This window comes from Mesorhizobium sp. CNPSo 4688 (genome assembly GCF_057784295.1).
In genome coordinates this window covers 57,076-81,950 of sequence record NZ_JBWLUY010000003.1, presented here as the reverse complement: position 1 = coordinate 81,950, position 24,875 = coordinate 57,076, and the positions used below count along the sequence as shown (strand labels likewise).

The following is a 24,875-nucleotide window of genomic DNA, read 5'->3' as shown; positions in this document are numbered from 1 at the left end:
GTGGGCATTACAGCGTATGTTGATTAGCCGGATAGACGTTCGACGATCTGCCGTCGGCCATGTGGTAGAGGTCACCCGGTGAGCGCGGTGGGAGTCGCCACAGCCCCATCCGGCAAGGCGCAGAATAGTGCGGCCGAAGCCATCCATGTCGAGAACCTGCACAAGAAATTCGGCCAGCTGCATGTGCTGAAGGGCGTTTCGCTGTCGGCGCGCGACGGCGAGGTGATCGCCATCATCGGCGGCTCGGGCTCCGGCAAATCGACGCTTTTGCGCTGCATCAACTGCCTGGAAAACCCGACCAGCGGCATCATCCGCGTCAATGGCGAAGAGATCAAGCTCAAGGCCGACAGCCACGGCCACACCGTGCCCGCCGACCGCCGGCAGATCGAGCGCATCCGATCCAAGCTCGGCATGGTGTTCCAGAACTTCAACCTGTGGAGCCACATGACGCTGATCGAGAACGTCATCGAGGTTCCGGTGCATGTGCTGGGCGTCAAGCGTGACGTGGCGATCAGGGAAGCCGAGAAGCTGCTGGCGCGCGTCGGCCTCGCCGAAAAGCGCGACGTCTATCCGGCCTATCTCTCCGGCGGCCAGCAGCAGCGCGCGGCGATCGCCCGCGCCTTGGCCATCAACCCGCGCGTCATGCTGTTCGACGAGCCGACATCGGCGCTCGACCCGGAACTGGTCGGCGAGGTGCTGAAGGTGATCGGCGACCTGGCGCGCGAGGGGCGCACCATGGTGCTGGTGACGCATGAAATGAAATTCGCCCGCGAGGTCGCGACGCATGTCGTCTACCTCTACAACGGGCTGGTCGAGGAAGAAGGGCCGCCGGAGCAGATCTTCGGCGCACCGAGATCCGACAGGCTGAAGCAGTTCATCCGCAACATCGGCTAGGAAAGCCGGGACGGAAGAAAACCGGGAACCAACAACAAACTGGGAGTCGTGACTATGAAGACTGTACTGAAAACATTCGCCGCAGCGCTGCTGCTCGGCGTCGCCGCCATGGGCGTGGCCAAGGCCGATCCGGTCAAGATCGGTGTTAGCGCCGAGCCCTATCCGCCCTTCTCCTCGCCGGATGCCTCGGGCAAATGGGTCGGCTGGGAAATCGAGTTCATCGACGCCGTCTGCGCCGAGGAAAAACTCGATTGCGTCATCACCCCTGTCGCCTGGGACGGCATCATCCCGGCGCTGACGACCAAGAAGATCGACCTCATCGTCGCCTCTATGTCGATCACCGCCGAACGCGAGAAGACCATCGACTTCTCGGACAAGTACTATAACACGCCGACCGCCATCATCGGCCCGAAGGACCAGAAATTCGGCGCGACGCCAGACGACCTCAAGGGCAAAGTGCTCGGCGTGCAGGTGTCGACCACCCATGCGGCCTATGCCAAGAAGCATTTCGGCCCCACGGCCGCCGAGATCAAGGAATACCAGACGCAGGACGAAGCCAACAACGATCTGGCCGCAGGCCGCCTCGACGCCGTGCAGGCCGATTCCATCGCGCTCGACGCGTTCCTGAAATCGGACCAGGGCAAAGCCTGCTGCGACCTGAAGGGCATGGTGGCTCCCGATGACGAGGTGCTCGGGCCGGGCGTCGGCGCCGGCGTGCGCAAGGAAGACACCGAGCTTAAAGACAAGATCAACGCCGGTATCAAGGCCATCCGCGCCAACGGCAAATATGCCGAGATCACCAAGAAGTATTTCGATTTCGACATCTACGGCGACGAACCACAGTCGAACTGACATCGTCCACGCATGAGCAGAAACCGCTGACAACAATGGGCAGCGGCTGACGCCAGCAATTCGGGGGCGACGCTGATCGACGCACTTCTTTCGGCCTCGGCGGCCGGCATCATAGAGCTTCTTTCACCCTACCCGCCGGGTTGGGGCGGCACGCTGTTGCTTGGACTACTCCATTCGATCGAGATCGCGGTCGGCGCCACGGTCCTCGGTCTTCTGATCGGCACCGGCGGCGCCTTCGGCAAGCTCTATGGCGGCCCGGTCGTGCGCGACCTGCTCGCCGTCTATACGACCGTGGTGCGCGCCGTACCCGAACTGGTGCTGATCCTGCTGCTCTATTATGCCGGGACGGACCTGATCAACCAGGCGCTGACCGCCATGGGCTACCAGCGCGTCGACATCAGCGGCCTTGCCGCGGGCATCGCTGTGCTCGGCTTTGTCCAGGGCGCCTATTCGACCGAGGTTATCCGCGGCGCGATCCTGGCCATTCCGCAGGGCCAGATCGAAGCTGCCCGTGCCTATGGCATGTCGCCCGGCCTGATGCTGCGGCGCATAACGCTGCCGGCGATGCTGCCCTTCGCCATACCGGGCCTCGCCAATCTGTGGCTGATCGCCACCAAGGACACAGCACTTCTGGCGGTCGTCGGCTTTTACGAGCTGGCGTTGGCGACGCGGCAGGCCGCGGGCGTCACCAAAGCCTATTTCACCTTCTTTTTCGCCGCGGGCGTGCTCTATCTCATCCTGTCGCTGGTCTCCAACCTGCTCATCGGCCGCGTCGAGGCCTGGTCGCGGCGCGGCATGCCTTCGCTCAAGGAATCGCGCTGATGGCGGGAGAGGCGACCATCATCAACGCTGCCGCACGGACGTCGCTATGGCTGCAGCCGCATCGCATCATGCTGATCCTGATCGCCGTCGCGCTGGTTCTCGGTGCAGCCTTCTTCATGCGCTGGGACTGGCTGCCGCAATATTATGAAATGGGACTGCTGGGCATCTGGCGATCGCTGTGGATCCTTGCCGTCACCTGCTTTCTCGGCTTCCTGCTCGCGGTGCCGCTCGGGTTGGCGCAGGCTGCCGGCTCGTTCTGGTTCGCCGCACCCGCCAAGACATTCTGCACCGTCATCCGCGGCACGCCGCTGCTGATCCAGCTATGGCTGCTCTATTACGGGCTGGGCTCGCTGTTTCCGCAATATCCGTGGATCCGCGAATCCTGGATGTGGCCGTATCTCAGGCAAGCCTGGCCCTATGGCGTGCTGGCGCTGACCTTGTCCTTCGCCGGTTACGAGGGCGAGGTAATGCGCGGCGCCTTTGCCGGCGTGCCCAAAGGACAGCTCGAGGCTGCCCGCGCCTTTGGCATGAGCCGTTGGAAGATTTTCCGCCGCATCTGGCTGCCGCAGGCCATCTACCGGGCGCTGCCGACGCTGACCGGCGAAACCGTGCTGCAATTGAAGTCAACGCCGCTGGTGGCGACGATCAGCGTCATCGACATCTTCGCCGTCTCGTCCAAGGTGCGGCAGGACACTTACCTCACCTACGAGCCCTTGCTGCTCCTGGCGCTGATCTACATGACCATCACCGGTATTCTGGTGTTTGCCTTCAGCAAGATCGAGGCGCGGATTCCGAACAAGATTGGGTAGTGAAATGGTGAATGGTAAAATAGTGAATGGTGAATAGTCGGCGGAAAGGGGTCGCAATTTTCGCGCCCTCGCCTAAGACGGCCATTCACTATTCACCATTCACCGTCATTAAGGCTCACCATGCAACTCTCTCTCGACCAGGCAACCGGGCTTTGCCGGATGGCAGCTCTTGGCGCCGGCGCCAATGAAGAGGCGGCGCAGTCGCTCACTGCCTCGATCATAGCCGCCGAGGCGGAAGGGCTTTCAACCGTCGGACTGACGCACTTCATCGATTACCTCGAAGCCCTGGAAGCCGGCCGCATCGACGGCAATGCCGATCCGGTGATTACCCGGCCGGCGCTCGCCGTCTATCTCTCCGATGCGCGCGGTGGCCTGGCGCATACCGGCTTCGACCGCACCATCGACGACCTTGCCAAGGCGGCAAAGCTGTTCGGTGTCGCCATCTTCTCGCAGAAGAACGCCTATACGTGCGGCGCGCTCGGTTATTTCACCGGGCGTCTGGCCCAACTGGGACTGGTCTCTTTCGCCGCCACCAACGGGCCGGCGGTGCTGGCCGGCTCGGGCTCCGTCAAGCCGGTCTATTGCACCAATCCGATGTCGTTTGCGGCTCCCGCAGCCGACGGCGCGCCGCTGGTCATCGACCAGTCGTCGAGCGCCACCGCCTTCGTCAACATCCGCAAGGCGGCCGAGGACCGCAAGAAGATCCCCGAAGGCTGGGCGCTGGACGCCAGCGGCAATCCGACCACCGATCCGGCCGCGGCCATGAAAGGCGCCATGCTGGCCTTCGGCGGCCAGCGCGGCGCCAATATCGCGCTGATGGTCGAAGTCTTGGCGGCCGGCCTGTCGGGCGCCAACTGGTCGCTCGACGCCCCTTGGTTCACCGGCGGGCCGGACAGCCCGGGAACCGGCCTGTTCGTGCTGGCCGTCGAGCCAAAACTGCTCGATCCGGATTTCGAGCAGCGCATGAAAGACCAGCTCGACCGGCTGCGCCGGCGCTTTGGCGTGCATGTGCCGGGCCGCGCCCGCGCCGAGGCGGCGGAGAAGGCGCAGGCGCGCGGCATCAACGCCCCCAAGGCCGTGGTGCAGCGCATTTCCGAATTCGCCGAGCGCTATTCAGGCTGAAGCAGTCCTGCGACAGCGAATTTTTCCGCGCCCTGCTGAACCTTTCTGCCGAACCCGGCGACCAATAGCTGCCGGGTCGGGTTTGCCCGGTCGGTGTCTTCTGTCGAATGCGTTTAGGGCCGGGGCGGGCGTATGCCGTCTCAGGTCAGCCGCCTCGAGCCCTGTCTCGACCGTTGCGTCACCCGGAAAACCCCGCTTCGGCGGGGTTTTCTGCGTCTCATACCAGGCGCGCTAAACATGATGACGAAAGTTAACTTTTGTTAACTTGACTTGCCGGGAACCATCGGGCGTTTGCAAGGGGTCATCACAACAACAGGAGCTACGATGTCCGTAACCACCGACGCTTCCCGCGGCAGACTGATCATCCCGGCGTTTGGCCGCCTGTATTCGTCGCTGCATGACGGCGTGGAAACCCTGCTTCGCGTCGTCGCCGGTGGGTTTCTCACCATCCATGGCTCGCAGAAGATCACCAACCCGTTCGGCGCAGCCGAGATGGTCGAGGGCCTCGGTTTCTATCCCGGTGCGTTCTGGTCCCTGCTTTTGTCCTGCACCGAATTCTTCGGCGGCATTTTGATCGCCATCGGCCTGTTGACCCGGCCGGCCGCGTTCGCCGGCATGTTTGTGCTGCTGGTCACAGTCTGGTTCCACTGGATCACGGTCGGCCAGGGGTTTTCCGGCGCCGAAAAGTCGCTTCTGTGGGCGGCGATCCTGCTGTTCTTCGTCGTCCGCGGCGGCAATCGCCAATCGGTCGACGCGCGCATCGGCAAGGCCTTCTGAAAGGTGCTTTACTTGGACGCAATTCCGGACGGAAAACCGCTTCACACTTTTCCTGGAATTGCTCAGAAAGGAGGGTGGCAGCGACGACGCGTCACCCTTTGCCTTTGAGCCAAAACGGACTATGAAACGGCTTCAGCCAAGCTTTCGAGCGCCGGAGCCAGCCATGACCGAAATCCTGCAAATCCCCAAGCTCGTGGTCGTCTTCGGCGGCTCCGGCTTCGTCGGCCGCCACATCGTGCGGGCGCTGGCCAAGCGCGGCTACCGCATCCGGGTGCCGGTGCGCCGGCCCGATCTTGCGGGCCATCTGCAGCCGCTCGGCAATGTCGGACAGATCCAGCCGGTACAGGCCAATGTGCGCGTGCGCTGGTCGGTCGACCGCGCCGTACAGGGCGCCGACCACGTCATCAACCTGGTCGCCATCCTGCATGAGACCGGCCGGCAGAAATTCAACACCGTACACGAATTCGGCGCCCGCGCCGTGGCCGAGGCAGCGCGCTCGGTCGGCGCCGGCCTCACCCATATTTCGGCGCTGGGCGCCAACCTTAACGCCGAGTCCGACTATGCCCGCACCAAAGCGCTCGGTGAAAAAGCAGTGCTGGAAACCATCCCCGACGCCGTCATCTTCCGTCCCTCGATCAATTTCGGGCCGGAGGACAGCTTCTTCAACCGTTTTGCGGACATGGCGCGCTATTCACCGGTGCTGCCGCTGATCGGCGGCGGCCACACCAAATTCCAGCCGGTCTATGTCGGCGATGTCGCCGAGGCGGTGGCGCGCTCGGTCGAAGGCAAGGTCCAGGGCGGCCAGATCTACGAGCTCGGCGGGCCGCAGGTGCTCACGTTCAAGGAATGCATGGAAGAACTGCTCACCGTCATCGAGCGCAAGCGGCTGCTGGTGCCTGTGCCGTGGTGGGTGGCCAATCTGCAGGCCTCGATCCTCGGCCTGCTGCCCAATCCGCTGCTGACCAAGGACCAGGTGCTGCAGCTGCGCGAGCACAACATCGTCTCGGAGGCGGCCACCAAGGCCAACCGGACCCTTGCCGGCCTCGACATCCAGCCGCAATCGATCGGCACCATCCTGCCGAGCTACCTCTGGCGTTTCCGCGCCGCCGGCCAGTTCCAGCGCAAACCCGCAGGGATCGCGTAACCAAGGCGTCACGCCCTAAACGCGTCGTGTCACCTGCATCGGCAGGCCGCCCTGCGGCTGCGTCGTCAGCTTCTGCACCGGCCAGGGTTTGGTTTCGGCCGTCACATCGAAGCGGAAGCGCGATAGCATGATGGCGAGCGCAATGATCGCCTCCTGCATGGCGAAACTGGCGCCGATGCAGATGCGCGGCCCGGCACCGAACGGCAGATATTGGAAGCGGTCGATCTTCTCGCGATTTCCTGGATGGAACCGCTCCGGCATGAAGGCGTCGGGCCTGTCCCACAATTTTCTGTGGCGGTGCACGACCCAGGGCATTACCAGCACGGCGGCGCGCTTGGGCAGCACCAGATCGTTCCAGGTCTCCGTCTCGATCGGCTCGCGGTTGATCGACGGCGCCGGCGGATAAAGCCGCAGCGCCTCCTCGAAGGCGGCGCGGGTGAAGGGCATGGCATCCAGCCACTTCGTCGGGTCGGGCTCGCGCGCCAGCACCGCATCGATCTCGCGCTCGATCCTTTCGCGCTCCCACGGCGCTTCGGCCAGGCAGTAAAGCGTCCAGCCCAGCGCCCGCGCAGTCGTCTCGTGGCCAGCGCCGATGAAGGTGATGATGTTGTCCTCGACCTCGGCGCGCGTCAGCCCGTCCGGGCCTTCGGCCCTGAGCAGAAGCGTCAGGAAATCCTGCGGCGCGGTGTCGGGGTCGCGCTTCAACCGTTCCTCGCGCATCTTGACCGTGTCGGTGACGATCTTGCGGAAATAGGCCATGGTCTTGCGGCCGCGGATGCGGGTCAGCCGCGGCAGCCATTCGGGCGCGCGCAACAGATCGAGCGGATCGACACGGCCCATGGTCTCGAACAGGCGGTCGATCTCCTGCGCGAAACTGCCGGGCTCGCCCGAGATCTCGCCGGAAAACAGCGTTTCCGCCAGGATGTCGTAGGTCAGCAGCGTCATGTCATGGGCGATATCGGACATGCCGCCACTTTCGTAGCGGGTGACGAACTGCATCGTGCGGCGCAGCATCGGCTCGGCAAAGCCGAAGATGTGGCGCGGCGTGAACACCGGCGCCATCGCCTTGCGCGAGCGCTTCCACACCTCGCCCTCGGCGGTCAGCAGGCCGTCGCGCAGGATCGGGCGCAAGATCATCTGGCGCACCGTCGCCATCTTGTAGTTCTTGGCGTTGTCGATCAGCACGTGTTTGATGAGGCCGGGATCGTTGGCGACGATCAAATGCCCGCCGACGCCATTCGCCGAAATCCAGGGTTCGTTGTAGGTGTGCTCGCCCCACAGTTCGAGCGGATTGCGGTAGACGATCCGCATCATCTCAAGCGTCGAAGGCGGCGTCGTACGCGGCTTGGGCGCCGGTGGCACGAAGGGAGCGGGCTGCGTGTCCATGAGGTACTCCGCTGATGCCTCAATGTAGTGGCTGGCAATCGGGGCGTCCATGTGACCGAAGGGCAGACCGGAACCCTGCATCGCGGGCATGCTTCGACTGACGGTCTGTTCATCGGATCGTGACCGCCTGTGAAACGGCTGCGCCTTGTCCAGCTGGCCACTCTGCAGTAGGGGACAGTCACCAACAGATACTGCCAACCGCCCAGGAGAGCCCGCCTTGAAGCACCAGCTGAACATCATCATCGGCAGCACGCGGCCCGGCCGTGCCGGGCCGGTCTTCGCCCACTGGCTGGAGGGTTTTGCGCGCGAACACGGCAAATTCGAACCGGTGCTGACCGACATCGCCGCATTCCAGCTGCCGGTGCTGGACGAACCGCATCACCCGAGGCTCGGCAATTATCAGAACGACCACACCAAAGCCTGGTCGAAGGCCATTGATGCCGCCGACGCCTTTGTGTTCGTGGCGCCGGAGTACAATTATTTCGTCGCCCCGGCGATCGTCAACGCCATCGACTACCTCCTCCGCGAATGGAAATACAAGCCAGCCGCCATTTTCAGCTATGGCGGCGTCTCCGGCGGCCTGCGCGCCGCGCAAGCACTCAAGCCGCTGCTGACTTCGGTCGGCATCATGCCGATCCCCGAAGGCGTCGCGCTGCCGCTCTACCAGAAACTGCTGGAGAGCGACGGCTCCTTCAAGGCCAGCGAGCAGGTGCAGGGCGGAACCAAAGCCATGCTTGACGAGCTGTCGCGCTGGAGCGAGGCGCTGAAGCCGATGCGGGAGGCGTAAAGCAGCCGGTTTTCGGCCCGGCTTGCTCATGCCATAAAGAGGTGGAATGGTCGGCAGGTGACTGAGCCGGGGGCGGTTCGACTTGCGGTTTTTGTTTGCCTTGCTGCTGATGCTTGCGACCACCGCTATCGCCGTGGCGGAGCGGCGCGTGGCGCTGGTCATTGCCGATGACGACTATCGGCTGGTGCGCAAGCTCTCCAATCCGGTCAATGACGGCGAGGCGATGGAAGCGGCGCTGAAGAAGCTTGGCTTCGAGGTCGTTCTCGAAACCAACCGCGATCTCAGGCGTATGCGCCGCGCTCTCGACGATTTTCGCGAGGACGCCAAGGGCGCCGATGTGGCGCTGGTCTATTTCTCCGGCCACGGCGTCGAAATCTCCGGCGACAACCGGCTGTTGCCGGTCGACGCCGACGCCTCCTCGCTCGACCAGCTGGAAAAGACCAGCCTGCCGCTGGAAGAGGTGCGCGATGCCGTGGCAGCCACTGCCAAGGTCGGGCTGATCGTGCTCGATGCCTGTCGCAGCGATCCGTTCTCTGGGACTGGCGGCGACGGGCGCGGCGCGACATCGCTGATCAAGGATCTGGTGGACCAGGTCAAGCCGGGTCTCGGGCGCATCGGCAAGGCGGAAAACATCCTGTTCGCCTTCTCGGCAGCGCCCGGCGAGACGGCCGCCGACGGAACCGGCGCGAATTCGCCCTTTACAGCGGCGCTGACGAAGTATCTCGGCACGGATGGGCTCGAAATCCGCTCGGTGCTGACGCTGGTGCAGCAGGAGGTCTATGACCTCAGCCGCGGCAAGCAGTTGCCCTATGTCGAGAATGGACTGCCGAAGCTGTTCTTTGCCTCGGCGGCCAAGGAGCAATTGCCGGAGCGCGAACGGCTGCTGCTCGCTATGGCCGATGTGACGCCCGAGATGCGCGGTGCGGTCGAACGGGTCGCCAGCGATGCCGACATGCCGCTGGCGCCGCTCTATGGCGCGTTGATCAGCACCGATACCAGCCATCTCTCCGGCGAAAGCCTGGACGCCCGGCTGCGCGAGGCCGCCGGCGCTTTCGTCAAGGTGCGCGACGACATGAAGACCCTGGCCGCCGATGATCCGGCGGTGACGGCGCTGCGCCGGCAGGCCGAGGAGCAGCTGTCGCTCGGCGCCTTCGATGGCGCACGCACGATCCTTGCCAAGGCCGCCGACATCGACAATGTCTCGCGCAACGCATTGAAGTCCAAATTCGTCAGCCGCACACTGTCCGAGGCCGCGACGCGCTTTCTGTCAGGCGGCGCGGCGCGCGCCGGCCTCGACTATGCCACCGCCATAAAGGACTATGAAACGGTGCTGTCGCTCTATGGCGAGGCCGGGCAGACCTCGCTCAGCCTGGAACAGGCCGATCGGCAGAGCCGCACGCTGGAAGAACTCGGTATCCTCTATACGACCGTCGGCAATGTCGAAGCAGCCGGCCGCGCCTTCACCGCACTGCTGGCCAATCTCGAGCAGCGGGCGCGTCAGGAAATCGACCCCAGCGTCAAACGCGATCTCGCCATCAGCCATATCAAGCTCGCCAACATAAAGATGGCGCAAGGCGACCTGTCGGCTTCGCTGGAAAACTATGAGGCGGCCAGGGACATGCTGCGGGATCTGACCGCAAAGGTCCGTGACAAAAAAGACTGGCTCGGCGATCTGGCCACGGCGAACGACAAGATCGGAAATGTGCTGGCGACGCAAGGCGATGTGGCTGCGGCAGCCCAGGCCTATCAGCAAAGCCTCGCCATCAAGCAGCAATTGGCCGATGCCGAGCCGAACAGCGTCTATTTGCTGCGCGACCTGACCATTACCTATGACGAAATCGGCGATCTTGCCCGCACCGCCGGCCAGCTGGATGGCGCCCAAACGGCATTCGAAGAGAGCCTGAGAATTCGGCTGGCACTGGCCGAGAATAAACCCGATGACCCCAGGCACCAGCACGCTGTCTCCGTCAGCTACACCAGGATCGGCGACGTTCTGCGCGAGCGTGGCGACGCTGCCGGTGCGCTCGACGCCTACAACAAGAGCCAGGGGATCGCCGAAGCGCTTGTGCGCCGCGACTCAAACAACACCGATTTGAAGCGCGACCTGTCGGTCGGTTACGCCAAGATCGGCAAAGCTTACAGCGACCAGAAGGATTGGCCGCTCGCGCTGGAGTCCTTCCAGCAGGCGCTGGCCACGGCGCGCGACCTTGCCGCCATCGATCCCGGCAACACGGACTGGCAGCGCGACCTGTCTGTATGTCTCGAACAGGTCGCCGAGGTACTTAGAGAGCAGGGCGATGCCAGTGGTGCTTTGCAAAACTATCAGGACAGTCTTGCTATAGCCGACCGGCTGGCAAGGCTGGATCCTGCCAATTCGAACTGGCAGCGCGATATGTCGATCACCCTGCAGAAGATCGGCTATCTGGAAACCGACCGACGTCACTTTGAGGGCTCCAAGGCGGCCTTCGAGGCCAGCCTCGCCATTGCCCAGAAATTGGCCCAGTCCGATCCGGACAATGCGATGTGGCAAATCGATCTGGCGCGAGCCTACGTCGCCTATGCCTATGTGGCGAGGGATCCGAAGGCGGCGCTGACCAAGGCGCTCAAGCTGACGCTGGAGCTCGACCGTACGGGACGGCTGGCGCCCGGAGACAAATTCATGATCAAATATTTGCGCAACCTTCTGGCCCATTCCAACGCCCGAAAAAAATAGCCGGATGCCGGTTGGGGATTTAGGCTGGAAATCCCTGCAAACCTTGGAAAAACCGCCTTTAGCGCCTATATCTAGGCAATATCAGAAGCGCGATTCGGGGCCGATTTTTCGCGCTGCATAAGCGGCATCTAGACAACAGGTTTTCATGAGCGATCAGAGCGACAACACCAACGGCGCCGAAGCCGAATACGGCGCCGATTCCATCAAGGTTTTGAAGGGGTTGGACGCCGTCCGCAAGCGGCCGGGCATGTATATCGGCGACACTGACGACGGCTCGGGCCTCCATCACATGGTCTATGAGGTGGTCGACAACGCCATCGACGAGGCGCTGGCCGGCCATGCCGACCTGGTGACGGTGACGCTCAATCCCGACGGTTCGGTTACCGTTATCGACAATGGCCGCGGCATTCCGACCGATATCCACACCGGCGAAGGCATTTCGGCCGCCGAAGTGATCATGACGCAGCTGCATGCCGGCGGCAAATTCGACCAGAATTCCTACAAGGTGTCAGGCGGCTTGCACGGCGTCGGCGTCTCGGTGGTCAATGCGCTGTCGGCCTGGCTGAAGCTGAAAATCCGCCGCAACGGCCAGATTTTCGAGATGAGCTTCACGCATGGCAATTCCGACGCGCCGCTCAAGGCCACCGGCAGTTACGAGCAGAACAAGCAGCCCGGCACCTATGAAGGGCGCAGCGGCTCCGAAATCACCTTCTTCCCGTCGTCCGAGACCTTCACCATGGTCGAGTTCGATTTCGGCACGCTGGAGCACCGACTGCGCGAACTCGCCTTCCTGAATTCCGGCGTGCGCATCATTTTGACCGATGCCCGCCATGCCGACGTCGTGCGCCACGAGTTGCACTATGATGGCGGCCTGGAGGAGTTCGTCAAATATCTCGACCGGGTCAAGAAACCGCTGATCGACAAGCCGATCGCCATCAAGGCCGAGCGCGACGGCATCACCGTCGAAGTGGCGATGTGGTGGAACGACAGCTACCACGAGAACGTGCTGGCCTTCACCAACAACATCCCGCAGCGCGATGGCGGCACCCATCTGGCCGGTTTCCGCGGCGCGCTGACGCGCCAGATCACCGGCTATGGCGAGTCCTCGGGTCTGACCAAGAAGGAAAAGGTGGCGCTGATCGGCGACGATTGCCGCGAAGGGCTGACAGCGGTGCTATCGGTCAAGGTTCCGGATCCGAAGTTTTCCTCGCAGACCAAGGACAAGCTCGTTTCCTCAGAAGTCCGTCCGGTGGTCGAAGGCCTGGTCAACGAGGCGCTCGGCACCTGGCTGGAAGAACACCCGACCGAAGGCAAGGTGGTCATCGACAAGGTGATCCAGGCGGCCGCGGCGCGCGAGGCGGCGCGCAAGGCGCGCGACATCACCCGCAAGAGCTCGCTCGGCGTCACCTCGCTGCCCGGCAAGCTGGCCGACTGCCAGGAACGCGACCCGGCGAAATCCGAAATCTTCATCGTCGAGGGTGACTCGGCCGGCGGCTCGGCCAAGGGCGGCCGTTCGCGGCAGAATCAGGCGATCCTGCCGTTGCGCGGCAAGATCCTCAATGTCGAGCGCGCCCGTTTCGACCGCATGCTCGGCTCCGAGATGATCGGCACGCTGATCACCGCGCTCGGCACCTCGATCGGCAAGGATGAGTTCAACGCCGACAAATTGCGCTACCACAAGATCATCCTGATGACCGACGCCGACGTCGACGGCGCTCATATCAGGACCTTGCTGCTGACCTTCTTCTTCCGGCAGATGCCGGAGCTGATCGAGCGCGGCCATCTCTACATCGCCCAGCCGCCGCTCTACAAAGTGACACGCGGAAAAAGCTCGCAATACATCAAGGACGAAAGCGCTTTCGAGGAGTTCCTGATCGGCTCCGGGTTGGAGGAAGCTTCGCTGACGCTCGCTTCCGGCGAGGCGCGGGCCGGACAGGATCTGCGCGGCTCCATCGACGACGCACTGGCGGTGCGCCAGCTGATCAACGGCCTGCACACGCGCTACAACAGGGGCGTGGTCGAGCAGGCGGCGATCGCCGGCGCGCTCAATGCCGATGTGCTCAACGATCTTGGCCGCGCCAACGCCATGGCCGAACGCGTCGCCCAGCGTCTCGACATCATCGCCGAGGACACCGAGCGCGGCTGGACCGGCCGCCTGTCGACGTCCAATGAAGGCGTCGGCGGCTATGTCTTCGAGCGCACGGTGCGCAGCGTCAAGGAATTCGCGCAGCTCGATGCCGGGCTGATCAATTCGGCCGACGCACGCCAGCTCGACCGCTATGCGCCGCGCCTCACCGAGGTCTATGGCGAGCCGCCGGTGCTGCGCCGCAAGGATGTCTCCGAAACCATTTCGGGGCCGCTGGCGCTGCTCAACGCGGTGTTTGCGACCGGCCGCAAAGGCTTGACCATGCAACGCTACAAGGGCCTCGGCGAGATGAACGCCGAGCAGCTGTGGGAAACCACGCTCGACCCGAATGTGCGCTCGCTGCTGCAGGTCAAGGTCAATGACGCGACCGATGCTGACAGCTTGTTTTCGCGGCTGATGGGCGACGAGGTCGAACCGCGGCGCGAATTCATCCAGGACAACGCGCTGTCGGTAGCCAATCTGGATATTTGAGGACGGGCGCCTCGCTATCGCTTCGTCGGGAAGGCTTCGGCCAATCTCCACCGATGAACCGCTCTCGACACCGCCGCTCAGCCTGGTTCCAGTTTGCGGCCGAGATCGACAGCGTCGCGCAGCACTTGCAGATGCGAGCGCGGCGCGGCGCCTGCTGGCGGGGCGACTTCGCCGCCGGTTGCCGTCGATGACCAATAGAGCGTGTGGGTGAAGACGCGGCCGAGCGAGCCGTGCAGCTCGACCTGGATATTCTCGACGCCGGGGCCGAAATTTTCCGTCATCGGTCCCGAGATCGGATCGCCTGTCGCCCAGCCATTGCCGCGATCGAAGACGTTGGTCCAGCGCGTTGCCGCAAACACCGCGCCATGATGCACCGCGCGCTGCGCCTTGCCTGCGGCGCTGTGACCTTCCTGATATAACACGGTGCCGCCGGCCTTCCCGCCATCGGCAATCGGCGGGCACGCCGAGAACAGCCGCTCGGCAAGGCCGCGCCGGAATTCGGCGAGATTGTAGGTCACCAGAAACTCGCTGTGGGAGAGCGGGCTGCCAAGGGTGACGAAATCGCTGATCTTCCACGGCAACGGATGGTCGGCGTCCTTGGCCCGCAGTTGCTGGTAGAGCGCCCACTGCCCGCGCCGAAATCCAGCTAAGTCGTTGACGACAGCAGGCCAAGTTGAACCATCGGAACCAAGCGTTACGTTGTCGACGGCCTCGACCGCTTCCAGTTTGGCCTTGTCGCGGACCGCTTCCAGTTTTCGCGGCCGGAACTCGGCCCACAAGATCTGCAGCAGATCATAGGCGATGATCGACCCCAGGCTGTGCGAGACCAGCACAATACGGTCGTAGCTGTCGTCCTTCGTGAGCGTCTTGAGCAGCGTCAGGCCGCGGTCGCGGATCAGCGCCCGCTTCTCGATCGTTGCCGCCTCGGCGCGCACATAGGCGGCGACGTCGCCGAAATAGGGAAGGGCGAACTGATCCACTGCCCAGATGATAAAAGAGGCGAGAGCGGTGACCACCAGGCTGGTGGTCAAGGAGGCCGACAGCGCCAGCACAAGCGCTGCGCCGAGAATGATGATGACGATCAAAAGCGTCGCAAGATAAAGCTTGCGGGCGTCGGGCGGGATATCGGCGGGCTTGCGCCACAACAGGTTGGTCACCCAGGCGGCCAGCCGGCCCCGCGTCGTGCCTTGCGTGATGTCGGCCCAATAGAGTTCGTAGAAATCAGTGCGGCGTCCATCGACATCGTAAGGCGTGGTGATGCGGCGCAACTCGTGCGACTTGGTCCGGCTGTCGGGCGTGATCCAGCTCTGATTGATCCTGGCGCCGGCGGGGTCGGCCGGATCAGGGGTCCGGGCGTAAGGCGGAGCACGGGTGGGATCGCTGCTCCAGACCGCGTGGACAAAGCCGCGCAGCGTATCCATCGGCCGCTGTTCTCCCATGCCATGCACGATCACCACCGCCTGGCTGGGCTTGTGCGGCGCTTTTTTGGAAGCCGGCGATGCGACAGCTTTGGGCACCAACGTCTCCGTTGACGGCAATCCCGTTCGACTGGACGGGATTGTTTCCATGCTACCCCCGGATGCTTCCCCGAGCCAACAATACACTGCGGCCGATGCAGAACTCCGTGAACCAATCCACAGTTTTGCGGTCTTGGCGCGTGCGTACGCGCCAATAGTTCCATTCCCGGCAAACAAAATCATTTTCATTGCCCGCCGGAACGGAAGTCGCTGAGAGACATTGTGAAACCAGATCACGATTTCTCAAGGAGGCTTTCATGGGACGCGGTATTTTGCTCTGGTTGCTCGGTATTCCGATCCCGATCATCATCCTCATCATGCTTTTCGTACGGTAGGAGGCGTCGATGCAGCCCACCGTATCGGCTATCGACCTATCCGCTTCGGAAGAATCCTCCGCCACAGCCGTCAGCTGGGGGCCGATCATCGCCGGCGCCTTCGCGGCCTCGACGCTGACCTTCATCCTCATGCTGCTCGGCTCGGGGCTGGGGCTAACCATGGTCTCGCCATGGTCCGGCTCCGGCGCGTCACTGACCACCTTCGCGGTGTCCGGAGCGATTTGGCTGATCATCGTGCAATGGCTGTCCTCCGGTGTCGGCGGCTACCTCGCCGGACGCCTGCGGACCAAATGGGTCGGCGTTCACACCGACGAGGTCTATTTCCGCGACACCGCGCACGGCTTCCTCGCCTGGGCGTTGGCGACCTTGCTGGTCGTCGGCGTGCTCGGTTCGGCGCTTTCCTCCGTGCTGGGATCGGGCGTCCAAGCGGCTTCCACAGTGGCATCAGGCGCCGCCATGGGCGCATCGGCTGGCGCGTCCGCCAATGCCGGCAGCGCATCGGCCGACAATGCGACGTCCTATCTCGTGGATTCGTTGTTCCGGCCCGCCGATGCCACCAAGCTGGTGGCGGCCAATCCGGACAGCGATGCGGCAGCGGTCGGACAGGCCTCGCGCATCCTGATCGCCAGTGCCGCGGCAGGCGAGATTTCGACTGACGACAAGACCTATCTGTCGCAGCTGGTCGCTGCCCGCACCGGTCTCTCGGAGGCCGACGCCAAGGCGCGTGTCGATGCACTGGTGGCCAAGGTCGAGGACGCGAAGGTCAAGGCAAAGCAGGCCGCCGACACCGCCAGGAAAGGCAGCGCCACCTTCGCTCTGCTTGGCGCCCTGTCGCTGGTTATCGGCGCCTTCATCGCCAGTGCTGCCGCAGCACTGGGCGGCAGGCAGCGCGATGACGAGGAAGCGGTTTTTCTGACCAACCGCTGAACCGGCCACGCCGTTCAACATAAAAAAAGCCCGGCGAAGCCGGGCTTTTTGTTGTTTGAAATTCCGCCGGGATCAGTGATCCATCGCCTTGACGATTTCCTCGGTCATCTTCTTGGCGTCGCCGAGCAGCATCATGGTACCGTCCTTGTAGAACAGCGTGTTGTCGATGCCGGCATAGCCGGAGCCGAGCGAACGCTTGACGAACAGGCAAGTGCGCGCCTTGTCGACGTCGAGGATCGGCATGCCGTAGATAGGGCTGCTCTTGTCGTCACGGGCCGACGGATTGGTGACGTCGTTGGCGCCGATGACATAGGCGACATCGGCCTGCGCGAATTCGGAATTGATGTCTTCCAGCTCGAACACCTCGTCATAGGGCACGTTAGCTTCGGCCAGCAGCACGTTCATGTGGCCGGGCATGCGGCCGGCGACCGGGTGAATGGCGTATTTCACGTCGACGCCATTGGCCTTCAGCTTGTCGGCCATTTCGCGCAGCGCATGCTGGGCCTGGGCGACCGCCATGCCGTAGCCCGGCACGATGATGACCTTCTGCGCGTTCATCATCAGGTAAGCGGCGTCGTCGGCCGAGCCCTGCTTGACCGTGCGCTCGATGCCGTCGTCGGCAGCCGCAGCCGTCTCGCCGCCGAAGCCGCCCAGGATGACCGAAATGAACGACCGGTTCATGCCCTTGCACATGATGTAGGACAGGATGGCGCCGGACGAGCCGACCAGCGCGCCGGTGATGATCAGCGCCAGATTGCCGAGGGTGAAGCCGAGCGCGGCCGCCGCCCAGCCGGAATAGGAATTCAGCATCGAGACGACGACCGGCATGTCGGCGCCGCCGATCGGGATGATGAGCAGCACGCCGAGCAGCAGCGAGGCGGCGACGATCAGCCAGAACACCAGTTTGGCCTCGGTGGTAACCAGCAGCACGATCAGCACGATCAGCGCGATGCCGAGGACGGCGTTGATGATGTGACGGCCACCGATCATGATCGGCTTTCCCGACATGCGGCCGTCGAGCTTCAGGAAGGCGATGACCGAGCCGGTGAAGGTGATGGCGCCGATGGCGACGCCGAGGCTCATCTCGATCAGGGCCTGGGCGTGGATGTCGCCATTGGTGCCGATGCCGAAGCTTTCCGGCGCGTAGATGGCGGCAGCGGCCACCATGACGGCGGCGAGGCCGACCAGCGAGTGGAAAGCGGCGACAAGCTGCGGCATCGACGTCATGGCGATGCGGCGCGCGGTGACGGCGCCAACGCCGCCGCCGATGGCCAGGCCAAGCACGATCAGGCCGAAGCCGCCGGCCGAAGGCACGGCCAGCGCCAGCGTGGTGGCAATGGCGATGCCCATGCCGATCATGCCGTACAGATTGCCCTGGCGGCTGGTGGTCGGATGCGACAGGCCGCGCAGCGCCATGATGAACAGGACGCCGGAGACCAGATAGAGGAAGGACGCGAAGTTGGCGTTCATGGCGCTCTACTTGTCCTTCTTCTTGTACATCGCCAGCATGCGCTGGGTGACCAGGAAGCCGCCGAAGATGTTGACCGAGACCAGCATCAGCGCGACGAAGCCGAAGCCGGTGGCAATGCCCGAGGCCGAGATGCCGACGGCCAGCAGCGCGCCGACGACGATGACCGAGGAGATGGCGTTGGTGACGGCCATCAGCGGCGTGTGCAGTGCCGGGGTCACCGACCAGACAACGTAATAGCCGACGAAGATCGCCAGCACGAAGATGGCGAAGCGGAAGACGAAGGGATCGATGGCGCCACCCGACAGGGCGTGCGCGGCATCACCCGCCGCCTCGGCACCACCGGGCGCGTTGGCCAGGTTCTGCACCGCCAGCCGGACGGCGGCACTCGCCTGATCAAGCTGATCGAGGGCTTTCTGCAAGCTCTGGTCCATCATGCGATCCCCTTCGGCTTGGCGGCTTTTTTCGGCACGGCCTTCTTTGGCGCGGCATCGGCGACCATAGTCTTGGCCGGGATCGCCGCAGGTTCGACATGATCCTTTTCCGTCGCCTTGGCGAAGGCCGGATGCACGACGCGGCCAGCATCGGTCAGCATCGTCGCCTTGACTAGGTCATCGTCGCGGTTGATGGCGAGCGTCTTCGTTGTCTTGTCGACCAGTGTTTCGAGGAAGGCGAACAGGTTCTTGGCGTAAAGCAGCGAGGCCGATGCGGCGACGCGGCCGGGCACATTGAGGTGTCCGACGATCTTCACATTGTTGGCGGTAGTAACCACCTGACCTGGAACGGCGCCTTCAACATTGCCGCCGCGCTCGACGGCGAGGTCGACGATCACCGAGCCCGGCTTCATCGAGGCGACCATCGCTGCCGACACCAGTTTCGGCGCCGGCCGGCCGGGGATGAGCGCCGTGGTGATGACGATGTCCTGCTTGGCGATGTGCTCAGCGGTGAGCGCTGCCTGCTTGGCCTGATATTCCCTGGACATTTCCTTGGCGTAGCCGCCGGCGGTCTCGGCCGCCTTGAACTCCTCGTCCTCGACGGCGAGGAATTTTGCGCCGAGTGAGGCGACCTGTTCCTTGGCGGCGGGACGAACGTCGGTGGCGGTGACGACGGCGCCGAGGCGGCGCGCGGTGGCGATCGCCTGCAGGCCGGCAACGCCGACGCCCATGATGAAGATCTTCGCCGCCGGCACAGTGCCCGCTGCCGTCATCATCATCGGCAGCGCCCGGTCATATTCCGATGCGCCGTCGATCACCGCCTGGTAGCCGGCAAGATTGGCTTGGCTCGACAACACGTCCATCGACTGGGCGCGGGTGATGCGTGGCATGAACTCCATCGAAAAAGCGGTGACGCCGGCCTTGGCCAGCGCCGCGACCGCAGCATCGTTGCCGTAGGGATCCATGATGGCGATGACCGCAGCACCCGATTTGTAGCCCTTCAACTCGGCATCCGTCGGCCGGCGCACCTTCAGCACCACATCGGCTTTGCCGGCATCCGCGGCCTTGCCGATCGCGGCACCTGCCTTGGCAAATTCCTCGTCGGGAATGCGCGACCTGATGCCGGCGCCGGTCTCGACGATCACGTCGAACCCCAACGCCGCAAGTCGCTTCACCGTATCGGCCGAAGCAGCAACACGCGGCTCGTTAGCGTCGAGTTCACGAGGGATGAAAACCGTCTGTCCCACCGCATGATCCTTTCGGCTGGAACCTGTTTGCGCAACATGGCGGCCGGAGTCCGGCGGCCTTCCGGCAAAGGGTCTGAAAGTCTATCGGAGAATGAAGGCGCCGACGGCCAGGATCAGCACGAACAGGATGGTCGCCGAGAAGAAGCCGCCTGCAAAGAAGCCGAAAGCCATGGCCAGGAGCAGGGCGCCGCAAAACAGCGAACCGTATTTGGCCAGCGCCAGAAAGCCGTGATAGGTGCGGTCGTGCTCCGCATAATCCATCTTCGCGCCCAGTTCGACAGGACCGGTCGGCGTGTGATCAGCCATAGGAATACCCCTTCGAAGACATCTTTGAGGCACATAGCGAAAAGCCGGGCCAAGAGCAATGGCGCTATTGCCGCACGACCAGTGACAACAGCCTCAAAGGAATGTTGAAACCCGTCAGCACGGCTGCGCTGAAGCCGGTTTTGCGGCCGCCTCAGGCGACCTCGCCAATGCCATTGCAGTTGGACCGATGATTTCACGTTCCTGGCGACAGGATGAGCGACTATCATCGCTTGATGCTCCCGCCGAACGGTGATGCGTCATGATCTCGCCGACACGGATATTTGACTGGAACGGCACCGGCATCGCGTGGGGTAGGACCGGCTCCGGTCCGCCCGTCGTGCTGGTCCACGGAACGCCGTTTTCCTCGCATGTCTGGCACCGGGTCGCTCCGGAACTGGCCCGTGACCACACACTCTATTTCTACGACCTGCCGGGCTATGGGCGGTCCGAGAAACGGACGGGTCAGGATGTTTCGCTTGGCATTCAGAACAAGGCGCTGGCGGCAATGCTTGCCTTCTGGAAGCTCGACCGGCCGAAGGTCATTGCCCATGATTTCGGCGGCGCCACGGCCTTGCGCGCGCACCTGATCGACGGTTGCGACTATGAACGGCTGCTGCTGGTCGACCCGGTTGCCGTGCGTCCTTGGGGCTCGCCCTTTGTTCAGCATGTCCGGCAACATGAGGCCGCTTTTGCGGGGACGCCGGATTACATCCAGGCGGCGATCTTGAAGGCCTATATTTCGGGTGCAGCCTACAGGCCACTATCGGATAGCGAGCTTGAGCCCTACATCGCACCTTGGATGGGACCTGTCGGCCAGCCGGCCTTCTATCGCCAGATCGCCCAGATGGACCAATGCTTCACCGACGAGGTCGAACAGCGCTACCGAGAATTTCGCTGCCCGGTGTCGCTTCTGTGGGGACAGGAGGACCCCTGGATATCGCCGGACAGTGGCAAGACGCTCGCCGCCCTGCTGCCGGATTGCGCCCTCACACTTGTTCCTGACTCTGGCCATCTCATGCAGGAAGACGCCCCGGAAACGATAGTGGCTGCGGCGCTTCGCTTTTTCGCCGGCTGACGTTTCTCTCAACCGGCCAGATGCGGGAACAGGCCGAGCAATCCGACGACGATCAGATAGAGGGCGACGATGTAGTTGAGGAGCCGCGGCATCACCAGGATCAGCACGCCGGCAATCAGCGAGATCAGCGGGGTGAGCGCAAGCTGGGAAATGTGCATGTAGGGTTCCTTTCGGTGGGGAGCGTCGGAGTCGTGTCTTCCAGAACGCCCAAGCGACCGGAAAGCTCCTCACACCGCGCGCCAAATTGCGCAGGCTCGGCTGATTACGCAGCTTCGCGGAAATATTTGGCTGTGGGCAGGATGGTCAGCGGTGCCAGCTCGCCGGCTGGCGCCTTGGCAAACAGCATGCGCCGCTCCAGCGCCGTCGACTGGAAGAAGGGGAAGCGCTGCAGCGTCGGCGCCATATTCTGCTCGCAGATCGATTCATAGAAGAAGATCGGCATGGTGAAAGGCGGATAGAGGCGCGGCTCGCCGACCTGCACCGAGCCGAAGATGCGATGGTAGAACGCCGTGTGCTCTTCGCGGATCATCGAAATGCAGCTGGTGGCGTTGAAGAAGGTGTTGGCGATGACTGCGAGCCGCAGCGTGACATAGGGCAGGGCCCGGTTGGCCGACGACATTTGCGGATCGATCGCCAGCCGGCTCGGGTCGATGAAGGTTTCGCCGCGCGCCAGCCGCAGCAGCAGCCGGTCGCCGAAAACCGTCATGATCGGCGCTTCGGGGGTCTCGCGGGTCAGGTGATGGAGCCTGACCGTGCTGACGAGCTCGCCGTCCATGAAGACGCCGAAGCAGTAGCAATTGCGCGCCTCGTCAAGATGATCGGCAAGCTTCTGTTCAACGATGGTGTCAAGCAGGCCGTGCGTGTGAAAAGCCTTGTAGCGCAGTCGGTAGACTGCTTCGAGATCCTCGCCGCTTTCGCAGCGCCGGTATTCGATGCGCTCCAGAACGTCGAGTACATTGCGGGCGAACAGGGAAATCGGCTGGGATTTGCCTGCCGCACCCGAAGGCAGGCCTGACTGATGCGTGTCCATTACTTCCCCTCGTACCACCGCCGCACGAGAACAATACCGGACGACCGAAGGAACAAGAAGATGAAACTTAAATCGTCTGCGTTTACCGAATATTAACCTTAACGATTGGTTAACGCCTAGACAATACAACGCCTTTTAAATCGGCGTTTCAAGCGCAATTTAATCGCGACAAAATTCAGGGTTTGGCGAGTTTTGCCACCGGCCGCAATTCCGCGGCGAAGGGCCAGGTCACATTAGACATGGTTTCGATGCCCGACGCGCTCAGTGCCGCGCCGAACAGGAAGCCCTGGACGAGATCCGGCTTCACCGAATGCACCAGGATCTTTAGCTGCTCGAAGGTTTCCACGCCTTCGATGGTGACGGTCAGCCCGAGCACCCGGGTCAGGTCGACGACGCCCTTCAACAGGTCAAGCGAACGCTTGTTCTGGGTCACGTCCATCAGGAACGAACGGTCGATTTTGATCTTGTCGAGCGGCAGCTTGTGGAGATAGCTCAGGCTCGAATAGCCGGTGCCGAAATCGTCGAGCGCAATGCGCACGCCAAGCTGCTTCATCTCCTCGATATACTGGCGCGTCAGTGACTTGTCGTCGAGCAGGGCGGTTTCGGTGACTTCGATCTCGAGACGGCCGGCGGCCAGCCCCGAACTGGCAAGGGCATCGCGCACCTTCTGGACGACGTCGCGGTTGCGGAAATCCTTGGCCGAAAGGTTGACCGAGACGCTGGTCTGGCCGGGCCATTTGGCGCATTCGACGCAGGCCGCCTCGAGCACGAACGTGCTGATCTCGGAAATGATGCCCATTTCTTCGGCCAGCGGAATGAAGACGCTGGGCGAAACCGGCCCGAGATCGGGATGATCCCATCGGCACAGCGCCTCGCAGCTGGCGATGCGCATGGTGCTCATCGCCACGATCGGCTGATAGACCACCCGCAGCGCCTTGCCTTCAACGGCGGTGCGCAGGTCCGCCTTCATCAGCTGGCGGTTGCGGAACGCCGCATCCATCGCGGCCTCGAACAGCCGCCAGTTGTTCTTGCCGAGCTCCTTGGCCTTGTAGAGCGCCAGATCGGCCTTGACGATCATGGCGTCGACATCGGTGTCCTCGACCTTGGACAGCACAGCACCGGCGCTGGCCTGGATGCGCAGGCCGTGGCCGGCGACATCCACCTCGCCCTGCAGATCGGCGAAAATCTGGTCGAGCAGGCCGGCCAGATGGCTTTCATCCTCGACCCGGTCGAAGAAGATCATGAACTCGTCGCCACCGAAGCGGCTGACATTGACACCTTGCCCGGCGACGGCCGCCAGGCGTTCGGCAACGGCGTAGATCAGCCCATCGCCAACCGGATGGCCGAGCGTGTCGTTGACGCTCTTGAAATCGTCGAGATCAATCACCGCCAGCGCGCACAGGCGGTCGCGGCTGCCCGACGCCATGGCTTCGCCGACCAGCTCATGGAAATAGGCGCGGTTCGGCAGGCCGGTAAGGCTGTCATAGCGCGCCATGAAGCGGATCTTTTCTTCCGCCTCGACGCGGGCGGTGACGTCCTCGAAGGTGATGACGCCGAGGTCCTGATTGCCTTCGCGCGCCGAGAACTCGAAGTACTGGCCATTGGAGAAGGAGACCAGCACCTTGCGGTCGCGACCCTCGCGCAGCGCGCGCGTCAGCTGCGCCTCGACATAGCGGCAGTCCTTCGGCGCCAGCATGCCGCCGGCGACGCCGCGCAGCAGCAGGGAATGGATCGACCGGCCGAGCAGCTGGTCCGGCGAGCGCAGCGACATCAGATGCGCGGCTTCGGCATTGCCGACGACGACCTTGCCGTCGGGGCCGAGCATGACCAGGCCATGCGACATGGTGTTGAGCGCGCGGTTGAAGCGCTCGGCGAGCCTGGCGGCCGTCTTTCGCTCCGAAATGGCGTTGAACAGCACCGTGCGAACGTGGCTGGCCATGCGGGTGATGATGAAGATGAACGGCACGATGTAGAGGCCGAGGATGAAATCGCCGATATGGCCCTTGAGCATCAGCCCGACCGCGATCGGCAGCACGACTGTGAAGGCCTGCACCGCGACCATGGTCTTGGAGCCGTAATTGCGGCCGACGATGGTCACCGTCGAGCCCATTATGACGGCAATGGCAGCGCTTTCCCCGAAGACGTCGGGAACGAGATAGATTGAGGTAAAGCAGAAAAACCCCATGAAGAAGGCCTGGATGGTGCCGCCAACCAGGTAGTAGCGCTCCCATTTCTTGGCCTGTTCATAAGTCTCGAAACTGCCGACGCGCAGGCCTTTGCGGATGCCGTAATAACGGTAAAGGCCGGCGGCAAGCATAAGCGCAGCCAGTGCAAGATAGGCCGGGTGCCCTGAGGTGAAGAAAACGAGAATACCGATAAGGCCGTGGCAAAACGCGCCAATCAGCAGGATCCCGGGATCGTTGAACAACGATCGCACGAACCCAGCATAGACGTCCTCACCTATCTCTGCGGCTTTGTTTTCTTGCATGGCCTGCGGTGTCGCACGAGCCGCAGTCATGGCATAATCGCCTTAAGAAAGGTTTAGAGATGCCGTTTCGGCGTCTGCCGTCAAGTCGGCTGTCCCGGCGTAAACCGCGAAAATTCTTGTTCAGG

At 63.2% G+C, this 24,875-nt stretch carries 21 protein-coding genes; 12 read left to right on the top strand and 9 right to left on the bottom strand.

Features of this window, described 5'->3' with window-relative positions:
- Positions 1-78 precede the first annotated feature (78 nt).
- The 7 genes from AC04SH_RS05930 (at position 79) to AC04SH_RS05900 (ending at position 6,420) form a co-directional block, all read left to right on the top strand.
- Entirely contained in the window at positions 79-894 is an 816-nt protein-coding gene (locus tag AC04SH_RS05930) for an ABC transporter ATP-binding protein (RefSeq protein WP_488574311.1), read from the top strand.
- A gap of 54 nt (positions 895-948) precedes the next feature.
- Positions 949-1,746, top strand: a complete 798-nt coding sequence (locus tag AC04SH_RS05925) for a transporter substrate-binding domain-containing protein (protein WP_488574310.1) — start codon at positions 949-951, stop codon at positions 1,744-1,746.
- 108 nt (positions 1,747-1,854) lie between these two features.
- On the top strand, positions 1,855-2,568 hold the full coding sequence (locus AC04SH_RS05920; protein ID WP_488574623.1) for an ABC transporter permease: 714 nt from the start codon (positions 1,855-1,857) through the stop codon (positions 2,566-2,568).
- Positions 2,568-3,377: an ABC transporter permease gene (locus AC04SH_RS05915; RefSeq protein WP_488574309.1), complete on the top strand. Its 810-nt coding sequence runs from the start codon at positions 2,568-2,570 to the stop codon at positions 3,375-3,377. The genes AC04SH_RS05920 and AC04SH_RS05915 overlap by 1 nt, the downstream gene beginning before the upstream one ends.
- 120 nt (positions 3,378-3,497) lie before the next feature.
- Positions 3,498-4,499 (top strand): Ldh family oxidoreductase, encoded by a 1,002-nt coding sequence (locus AC04SH_RS05910; protein WP_488574308.1) that lies wholly within the window; start codon positions 3,498-3,500, stop codon positions 4,497-4,499.
- A gap of 324 nt (positions 4,500-4,823) precedes the next feature.
- Positions 4,824-5,276: a DoxX family protein gene (locus AC04SH_RS05905; protein ID WP_488574307.1), complete on the top strand. Its 453-nt coding sequence runs from the start codon at positions 4,824-4,826 to the stop codon at positions 5,274-5,276.
- Between the two features lie 163 nt (positions 5,277-5,439).
- Positions 5,440-6,420: a complex I NDUFA9 subunit family protein gene (locus AC04SH_RS05900; protein WP_488574306.1), complete on the top strand. Its 981-nt coding sequence runs from the start codon at positions 5,440-5,442 to the stop codon at positions 6,418-6,420.
- Positions 6,421-6,435: 15 nt separating this feature from the next.
- On the opposite strand, the gene AC04SH_RS05895 is transcribed toward AC04SH_RS05900, so the two are convergent.
- On the bottom strand, positions 6,436-7,806 hold the full coding sequence (locus tag AC04SH_RS05895) for a cytochrome P450 (RefSeq protein WP_488574305.1): 1,371 nt from the start codon (positions 7,804-7,806) through the stop codon (positions 6,436-6,438).
- 217 nt (positions 7,807-8,023) lie between these two features.
- Here AC04SH_RS05895 and AC04SH_RS05890 point away from each other — a divergent pair, with 217 nt between their 5' ends.
- The 3 genes from AC04SH_RS05890 (at position 8,024) to gyrB (ending at position 13,923) form a co-directional block, all read left to right on the top strand.
- Positions 8,024-8,593, top strand: a complete 570-nt coding sequence (locus AC04SH_RS05890) for an NADPH-dependent FMN reductase (RefSeq protein WP_488574304.1) — start codon at positions 8,024-8,026, stop codon at positions 8,591-8,593.
- Between the two features lie 82 nt (positions 8,594-8,675).
- A complete protein-coding gene (locus AC04SH_RS05885) occupies positions 8,676-11,306 on the top strand; it encodes a caspase family protein (RefSeq protein WP_488574303.1) in 2,631 nt (876 codons plus the stop codon).
- A gap of 145 nt (positions 11,307-11,451) precedes the next feature.
- On the top strand, positions 11,452-13,923 hold the full coding sequence (gyrB, locus tag AC04SH_RS05880; RefSeq protein WP_488574302.1) for a DNA topoisomerase (ATP-hydrolyzing) subunit B: 2,472 nt from the start codon (positions 11,452-11,454) through the stop codon (positions 13,921-13,923).
- A gap of 77 nt (positions 13,924-14,000) precedes the next feature.
- Here gyrB and AC04SH_RS05875 read toward each other — a convergent pair whose 3' ends face one another.
- The gene (locus AC04SH_RS05875; RefSeq protein WP_488574301.1) at positions 14,001-15,440 is read right to left on the bottom strand and encodes a hypothetical protein; all 1,440 of its coding nucleotides are present in this window, start codon (positions 15,438-15,440) and stop codon (positions 14,001-14,003) included.
- Between the two features lie 344 nt (positions 15,441-15,784).
- Here AC04SH_RS05875 and AC04SH_RS05870 point away from each other — a divergent pair, with 344 nt between their 5' ends.
- Positions 15,785-16,702 carry a hypothetical protein gene (locus AC04SH_RS05870; protein ID WP_488574300.1) on the top strand — a complete coding sequence of 306 codons (918 nt, stop codon included), beginning with the start codon at positions 15,785-15,787 and terminating at the stop codon, positions 16,700-16,702.
- A gap of 72 nt (positions 16,703-16,774) precedes the next feature.
- Here AC04SH_RS05870 and AC04SH_RS05865 read toward each other — a convergent pair whose 3' ends face one another.
- The 4 genes from AC04SH_RS05865 to AC04SH_RS05850 all read right to left on the bottom strand — a co-directional run bounded on the left by AC04SH_RS05865 (position 16,775) and on the right by AC04SH_RS05850 (position 20,157).
- Complete coding sequence (locus AC04SH_RS05865; protein WP_488574299.1) at positions 16,775-18,172, bottom strand: NAD(P)(+) transhydrogenase (Re/Si-specific) subunit beta; 1,398 nt, start codon at positions 18,170-18,172, stop codon at positions 16,775-16,777.
- A gap of 6 nt (positions 18,173-18,178) precedes the next feature.
- Entirely contained in the window at positions 18,179-18,607 is a 429-nt protein-coding gene (locus AC04SH_RS05860) for a proton-translocating transhydrogenase family protein (protein ID WP_352555873.1), read from the bottom strand.
- On the bottom strand, positions 18,604-19,851 hold the full coding sequence (locus AC04SH_RS05855; protein WP_488574298.1) for a Re/Si-specific NAD(P)(+) transhydrogenase subunit alpha: 1,248 nt from the start codon (positions 19,849-19,851) through the stop codon (positions 18,604-18,606). Before AC04SH_RS05855 ends, AC04SH_RS05860 begins: the two co-directional genes overlap by 4 nt.
- An 81-nt stretch (positions 19,852-19,932) precedes the next feature.
- Positions 19,933-20,157, bottom strand: coding sequence for an aa3-type cytochrome c oxidase subunit IV (locus tag AC04SH_RS05850; protein ID WP_112563740.1), 225 nt, complete (start codon positions 20,155-20,157; stop codon positions 19,933-19,935).
- A 259-nt stretch (positions 20,158-20,416) separates the two neighbouring features.
- On the opposite strand from AC04SH_RS05850, the gene AC04SH_RS05845 reads away from it, so the two are divergent.
- The gene (locus AC04SH_RS05845) at positions 20,417-21,232 is read left to right on the top strand and encodes an alpha/beta fold hydrolase (RefSeq protein WP_488574297.1); all 816 of its coding nucleotides are present in this window, start codon (positions 20,417-20,419) and stop codon (positions 21,230-21,232) included.
- 8 nt (positions 21,233-21,240) lie between these two features.
- Here AC04SH_RS05845 and AC04SH_RS05840 read toward each other — a convergent pair whose 3' ends face one another.
- From AC04SH_RS05840 to AC04SH_RS05830, 3 genes are all read right to left on the bottom strand, one after another.
- On the bottom strand, positions 21,241-21,390 hold the full coding sequence (locus tag AC04SH_RS05840) for a DUF3096 domain-containing protein (RefSeq protein ID WP_080680904.1): 150 nt from the start codon (positions 21,388-21,390) through the stop codon (positions 21,241-21,243).
- 104 nt (positions 21,391-21,494) lie between these two features.
- Positions 21,495-22,262, bottom strand: coding sequence for an N-acyl amino acid synthase FeeM domain-containing protein (locus tag AC04SH_RS05835; RefSeq protein ID WP_477232001.1), 768 nt, complete (start codon positions 22,260-22,262; stop codon positions 21,495-21,497).
- A gap of 175 nt (positions 22,263-22,437) precedes the next feature.
- Positions 22,438-24,750: a putative bifunctional diguanylate cyclase/phosphodiesterase gene (locus AC04SH_RS05830; RefSeq protein WP_488574622.1), complete on the bottom strand. Its 2,313-nt coding sequence runs from the start codon at positions 24,748-24,750 to the stop codon at positions 22,438-22,440.
- Positions 24,751-24,875 lie beyond the last annotated feature (125 nt).